Raw genomic sequence first — 5,245 nt, forward strand, 5'->3', positions numbered from 1 at the left:
CGTCAGGCAAGCCATCCTCACCGCGCTCGCGCAGCCGCCCCCAATCCGTTGTCCCCACTGCCGCAGAACCCTCTCCGCTAAAAATCTGCCAAAGTAGTGCTAGGCCGTAGACTCATTAGCGCGCAGCCACAGCCGCATTGAGGCGAGCTGGACCATGGCGAGGAAGTTGGCGGCAAGCTTGTCGTAGCGGGTTGCGATGCGGCGGAAGGCTTGAGCTTGGAGAAGAAGCGTTCGATCAGGTTGCGCTCTCGGTAAAGGCGCTTGCTGAAGCAGGGCTTCCAACGTCGGTTGCTCTTCGGCGGGATGTTGGGCGTGGCCCCCTGGTCCTGGATCAGCTCGCGGATGCGGTCTGCATCATAGGCCTTGTCGGCCAGCACAATGGTGCGCGGGCCGAGATGGGAGAGGAGCGTGTCGGCGATCTGCCCGTCATGCGCTTGGCCTGCCGTCAGGCCGACCCGGATCGGGAGGCCATGCCGTCGACGACGACCGTGGATTTTGGTCGTGAGCCCGCCGCGTGATACGTTCTGGGCGACGCTGTCTACTGGGCGGACAGCAGCCTTCGCGGATGCTGGAAGCTCGCGAGCAGCCCTATGTCTTGGCGGTTCGAGGCGCTCACTTCATGCGCCGTGGAGGGGATCGTCTGTTTGAGGAACCTCGCCCGAGGAACTGGCCGGCGAGTTCGAGCCCGACGACTGGGTCTGTCATGCGGCAGGTGAAGGCGCCAAAGGCCCTCGGCTCTACGACGGGGCACGCATCCGCCGCCCTTGGACGTCAAGGCGGCTTCGAGCATTGGCTTCTCGTCCGCCGCAAGCGATCGACATCCGGAGAAAAAGCCTACTACCTGGTCTTCGCCCCGCGGCCCGGTTCCTCCTTGGCCGAATTGGCGGCAGTGGCCGGCCTGTGCTGGGCGATCGAGGAGTGTTTTGAGGGCGCCAAGGATGATCTCGGACTTGATCATTGCGAGGCTCAGTCCTGGCACGGATGGCATCGCCATATGAGCCTGTGCATGGCCGCCCTGGCATTCCTCTCGAAGCTATCGGCTGATCTTCGCCGCAGCGCATGGAGCAAACCGAACGAAACGAGTCCAAAGGAGCCAATCGCCGCCTGATCCGGATGGCTGCGCTCGTCCCGAGCGTCCCCGAGATCCGCTATCTCCTCGCCCGGATCCTCATCTTCCCACCGACACAAAAGCCCTTCATCATCGCCTGGTCGTTATGGCGACGACGACATCAGGCTGCGGCCACCATCTGTCACTACAAACGGCATCGGCATCTGCAACTGTAGTACTAGATCGGCCATGCGTCTGGACCTACCCACCGGGGTGTACCGCAATTTTTTCAAATTGATTCAGAATAATTTGCTCCTCGTAAGCCACGATCGCAACATACCTGGGATCAAGTAAGTCAAAAATCTCTCTGAGTGCGTTGTCAGTGCAGTAGCAGTCATCGTTTCTGCTGGTGAGACGCAATAGATAAAGGAGAGTGTCATGGCAAATGTCCTTAAGAGTTTCGCCACGGCTTTGGCCAGTGGTGCACTGGTTTTATCTTTATCTTTCCCCTCCAGCGCAGCCGGCGTTGGCGTCGGTGCAGGCGTAGCAATTGGTGGGACCGGCGGCATCAAGGCTGGTCTCGGCGCTTCAATCGGCGGCAGTGGCGGCATCAACGCGGGGGCCGGCGCCTCGATTGGTGGTCGCAGTGGAGTCAATGCCGGTGTAGGCGCTAATATAGGCGGCAGTCGGGGCATTATCGCCGGAGCCGGCGCGAACATTGGCGGCAGGAGTGGCGTCACCGCCGGTGCTGGCGCAAACATAGGTGGCACTAGCGGCGTCACTGCTGGCGCGGGTGCTAACCTAGGCGGCACGAGTGGTGTCGCTGCTGGCGCCGGTGCGAATGTCGGTGGCGCGGGCGGCGCTACAGCGGGCGTAGGCGTCAATGTGGGGGGCACGGGTGGTGTCGGCGTGGGCGCCGGTGTCGGCGTTGGTGGCGGTACCGTTCCCGGCACTCCCGGAACGCCAGGGACACCTGGAACACCAGGGACGCCCAGCACTCCCGGCCTGCCGACCGTGGTCGCCCAGATGTCCAGCAGCCAACTGACGCGCATGAAAAAGCGCTGTGTCGACGTGCTCAGCAGCGAAGGGACGTATGACAGCGATCTGCGTCAGCTTTGCCTGCTGATCGCGCGCCGCTGAGGAGAGTGCTGCGTTAACGGGAGCGTCGAATCGGCCGTGCAGGCTTTGAGGCACTCTCCTGGCCTCGCGGCCGGGCCCGTCACTCGCAAGGTGGCGGGCTTCTCTGCATCAAGGTCGCTGCACTCTATCATCTGTGAGGTCAGCAATCATCGCCCGCCGCGCCGAAAGGTGCGGCGGGCTTTTTTGCGTTTACGGGCCGCGCATCGCTTGGCAAAGGAGCGCAACCAAGCGATCGAGCGCATGATGGGCGTCGAGCGCGAGCCGGGCAAGGCGGCATTCGCCTTGCTGGCGAAGCCCGGTACCGGAAAATATGTCGGTTCAGCCTTCATCAGCTTGGGGCGCGACAGGAAGGAACGGCTGTGGAAACGGGTCCAGGAACATGCCGGCGCGCCGTCGGAGGGTGTCAAGAAGCGACCGGCAACGCAGTGGGTTGAGCCTAGCGTGAAGCTGCGGATCAAGCACCTTCGTGGCGAGCACAAATATATACGCCATGCCTCGCTGCTGGGCTTTGGCGACGATCCGAAGCATCCGGGGAACTAAGGGTCCGCCTGCCAAATCCAGCAAGGCCGGCGGACCCTATCAGCGCATGAAGGGACTTTTTATGCGCAGATACTGACTTTGGGCTGGAGTGTCGTTTTTCAGCTGGCGACCATTCCTATCACCAAAAATGTAATGGAGACCGCGAACACCGGTGCAAGCAACCAGCGGGCTTGGTGGACACTATCTTCCATGGGCCGTTTCTCCTCCATGAGTTCGCAAGAACGGGACAAGGAATGTCGCGGTTCCGCGCGACACCTTGTTCAGACCATTACGTCTAGAGCTTCAGACTTAGGTCCGGCGGTCTAAGGACCTAAGGCCGGCCGAGGAACGTTCGTTGGTTGGCTCACGTTGTGTGAGCTTGGCGCGATGAAGATTGCGTCCCGGCAAATTCCAACAAGGAGACAGCTATGAGAATGCATCTTTCCACCGCAGCCGCGGGATTTTTGCTGCTGGCCGGCATTGGTGCCGCTGCTGCTCAGGACGTGATCATCGAACCTCAGCAGGAAACCGTCATCAAGGAATACGTGAAGAAGCAGCCGCTCGCATCGGTGAAAATCCCTGGAGTGGAGCTTAATATCGGCTCGCCCCTCCCAGACACCGTCGAGCTTCACGAGGTCCCGAACGTCAAATACCGTTACGTTGTGGTCGACGGCAGAACCGTCCTTGTCGATCCCGGCACACGCAAGATTGTCAAAGTCTACGACTAATCTGATCTTGGGAGCGCTGGCCCGGATGGCGACGGCAAAGCGTCAATAGACCGGGTCAGTCGCTCGACCGTCTCGATAATCGCCTTTGCCAACGCCTCGCCCTCGTGCGCCGGCAACGGGCCGTAGAGGCAGTTCACGGCTTCCTCGCTCGGCAGCACGCCAGCCGGGCAGGTCATCTCGATAGCCATGCGTACGAGCTGCAGGCCGGTTCTTCGCCGTAGATATAATTCTCGTCCATCGTCAGGATACTGGCGCTGCGGTGGCGATCGTCAAGGCGCATCATCGCGCGCGCGATGGCGAGCTGCGCCTCGACTTTGGCGTTTTCCTTCTGCGTCATGTTGTCGGCCGCGATCAGCCACCGAAGCGACCGCATGATCTCCCCGCGCGTCCAGCCGGCCTCTAGCATGCAATCGACGATCGCCTGAAAGCCCGGCTCCATAGCCTCCTGGCAATCGATCTCGCGGTCGGCATACTCGCCATTTCGTCTTGGCGGGCTGATCATTTCGAATTGCTCCTCAGAGATATGCTTCGCCGTCGGCGCGGTGTTCAAAACAGAACCAATGCGATGGCTGCCTCGGCTTCGCGAATCCCCATCCGGCATCCTTGCCGCAATCGGGATGCTCGCACCTATGATGCTGAACGCCCAGACGTGTGACGGGCTCTATTGCACCGGGAAGGCGGATCAGCTCGTCGCTCATGGGGATGCTTTCAAAGCAGCGACCCTTGTGCAGGTGCCGGCAGCGGAACTTTGATCTGTGTGGCCGGCTTCTCCACGATCACGAGAGCGTCGTCAGGCGCCGACCGCTGCAGCCATTTCGCTTCCGACCATGGCGCGGTCAGCCAGGTCTCGGCTTCCTCTCGCGTGGTCAGGATCACCGGCATCGCCTTCTCGTGGATCGGCTCGATTAACGCGTTTGGCTTTGTGGTCATGAAGGCATAAAGCTCATGATCGCCGGGGCCTTCCTTGACCTTGCGGACCCCTTGCCAGCGTGTCCACAGGCCCGCGAAGAAGAACAGCGGCCGGTCCTCGCTGAGGGCGAACCAGAAGTTCCGCTGTATGCCGCCTGTCTCCGGGTCCTTATCGCCTGGGGTAGGGCGGGGCTCGGCAAAGCTCGTCACCGGCACCACGCAGCGGTGCTCGATACCGACATACTGCTGCCAGTGGCCGTATTGAGGGTTGCGGATATTGGTCGTGCCGGAATCGGCATTGCCTTTGACGCGCTCCAAGGGCGTCGGCATTCCCCAACGCAGCTTGGCAAGCTCGCGCGTCCCGTCCTGAGCATTGCGGACGACCGGGCCGAACTGGTTGGGATAGATGTCGATCGACGGCTCAAGGTTGCCCAGGAGATCGCGCAAGGCTCCGGTCCATTGGCGGATCGCCTCTTGGCTGGTGGTGATGTTGTAGAGGTTACACATGTCGTCGCCTCAGTTACGCAGGGCCTGGGGAACGCTCAGCGGCGCGAGATCGAGAGTTCTCTTGTATTCGCCAGTCCGGCGCCAGACACCGCGTGCCTTGCCGTTTTCCCGATCACGCTTAGGATCGAACATGATGCCTCCGAAGTGGTCAAGGAACGCCTGTGCAGACGCCTGGTCGGCGAAGCAGTACAGCCGCCAGTTCTCATATGTCTGATCCGGCCATATCGCCTGCACCTGCCTTGTTATTGGGACCAGCCCTCGCTCTTCGCAGAAATCGCGGATCAGCGAGAAGCTGTGTCCCGTGCATAGATCATCGGGCAGCGCAACCTGGTAAGGCCACTCGCGGTCAATCTTGGCCCGCGAGGGGCGACGGCTGCGCATCGGTCAGTGGTGA

The 5,245-nt window shown here is 61.4% G+C and carries 8 protein-coding genes and 2 pseudogenes; 5 read left to right on the forward strand and 5 right to left on the reverse strand.

Features of this window, described 5'->3' with window-relative positions; genetic code table 11:
- Window positions 1-99 precede the first annotated feature (99 nt).
- A pseudogene (locus NKJ84_RS32705) lies at window positions 100-518 on the reverse strand (IS5 family transposase); the annotation flags it as partial.
- Between NKJ84_RS32705 and NKJ84_RS32710 the strand changes: the two are divergent.
- The 5 genes and pseudogenes from NKJ84_RS32710 to NKJ84_RS32725 form a co-directional block, all read left to right on the forward strand.
- Window positions 519-1,108, forward strand: a pseudogene (locus tag NKJ84_RS32710) (IS701 family transposase); the annotation flags it as partial. It lies immediately after the preceding pseudogene.
- The gene (locus NKJ84_RS33355) at window positions 1,060-1,284 is read left to right on the forward strand and encodes a hypothetical protein (RefSeq protein WP_352691978.1); all 225 of its coding nucleotides are present in this window, start codon (window positions 1,060-1,062) and stop codon (window positions 1,282-1,284) included. The pseudogene NKJ84_RS32710 and the gene NKJ84_RS33355, both read left to right, overlap by 49 nt.
- 202 nt (window positions 1,285-1,486) lie before the next feature.
- Window positions 1,487-2,188, forward strand: a complete 702-nt coding sequence (locus NKJ84_RS32715; protein WP_352509954.1) for a hypothetical protein — start codon at window positions 1,487-1,489, stop codon at window positions 2,186-2,188.
- Between the two features lie 207 nt (window positions 2,189-2,395).
- The gene (locus tag NKJ84_RS32720) at window positions 2,396-2,728 is read left to right on the forward strand and encodes a hypothetical protein (protein WP_352509956.1); all 333 of its coding nucleotides are present in this window, start codon (window positions 2,396-2,398) and stop codon (window positions 2,726-2,728) included.
- A gap of 407 nt (window positions 2,729-3,135) precedes the next feature.
- Window positions 3,136-3,435, forward strand: coding sequence for a DUF1236 domain-containing protein (locus tag NKJ84_RS32725; protein ID WP_254816945.1), 300 nt, complete (start codon window positions 3,136-3,138; stop codon window positions 3,433-3,435).
- On the opposite strand, the gene NKJ84_RS32730 is transcribed toward NKJ84_RS32725, so the two are convergent.
- The 4 genes from NKJ84_RS32730 to NKJ84_RS32745 all read right to left on the reverse strand — a co-directional run bounded on the left by NKJ84_RS32730 (window position 3,432) and on the right by NKJ84_RS32745 (window position 5,232).
- Window positions 3,432-3,623 carry a hypothetical protein gene (locus NKJ84_RS32730; protein WP_352509957.1) on the reverse strand — a complete coding sequence of 64 codons (192 nt, stop codon included), beginning with the start codon at window positions 3,621-3,623 and terminating at the stop codon, window positions 3,432-3,434. The two genes, NKJ84_RS32725 and NKJ84_RS32730, sit on opposite strands and share 4 nt — an antisense overlap.
- A complete protein-coding gene (locus tag NKJ84_RS32735; RefSeq protein WP_352509958.1) occupies window positions 3,608-3,937 on the reverse strand; it encodes a hypothetical protein in 330 nt (109 codons plus the stop codon). The genes NKJ84_RS32730 and NKJ84_RS32735 overlap by 16 nt, the downstream gene beginning before the upstream one ends.
- Before the next feature lie 206 nt (window positions 3,938-4,143).
- Complete coding sequence (locus NKJ84_RS32740; RefSeq protein WP_352509959.1) at window positions 4,144-4,851, reverse strand: SOS response-associated peptidase; 708 nt, start codon at window positions 4,849-4,851, stop codon at window positions 4,144-4,146.
- Between the two features lie 9 nt (window positions 4,852-4,860).
- Window positions 4,861-5,232, reverse strand: coding sequence for a hypothetical protein (locus NKJ84_RS32745; protein ID WP_352509960.1), 372 nt, complete (start codon window positions 5,230-5,232; stop codon window positions 4,861-4,863).
- Window positions 5,233-5,245 lie beyond the last annotated feature (13 nt).

Source organism: Mesorhizobium sp. M0048 (genome assembly GCF_040323405.1).
Taxonomy (GTDB): Bacteria; Pseudomonadota; Alphaproteobacteria; order Rhizobiales; family Rhizobiaceae; genus Mesorhizobium.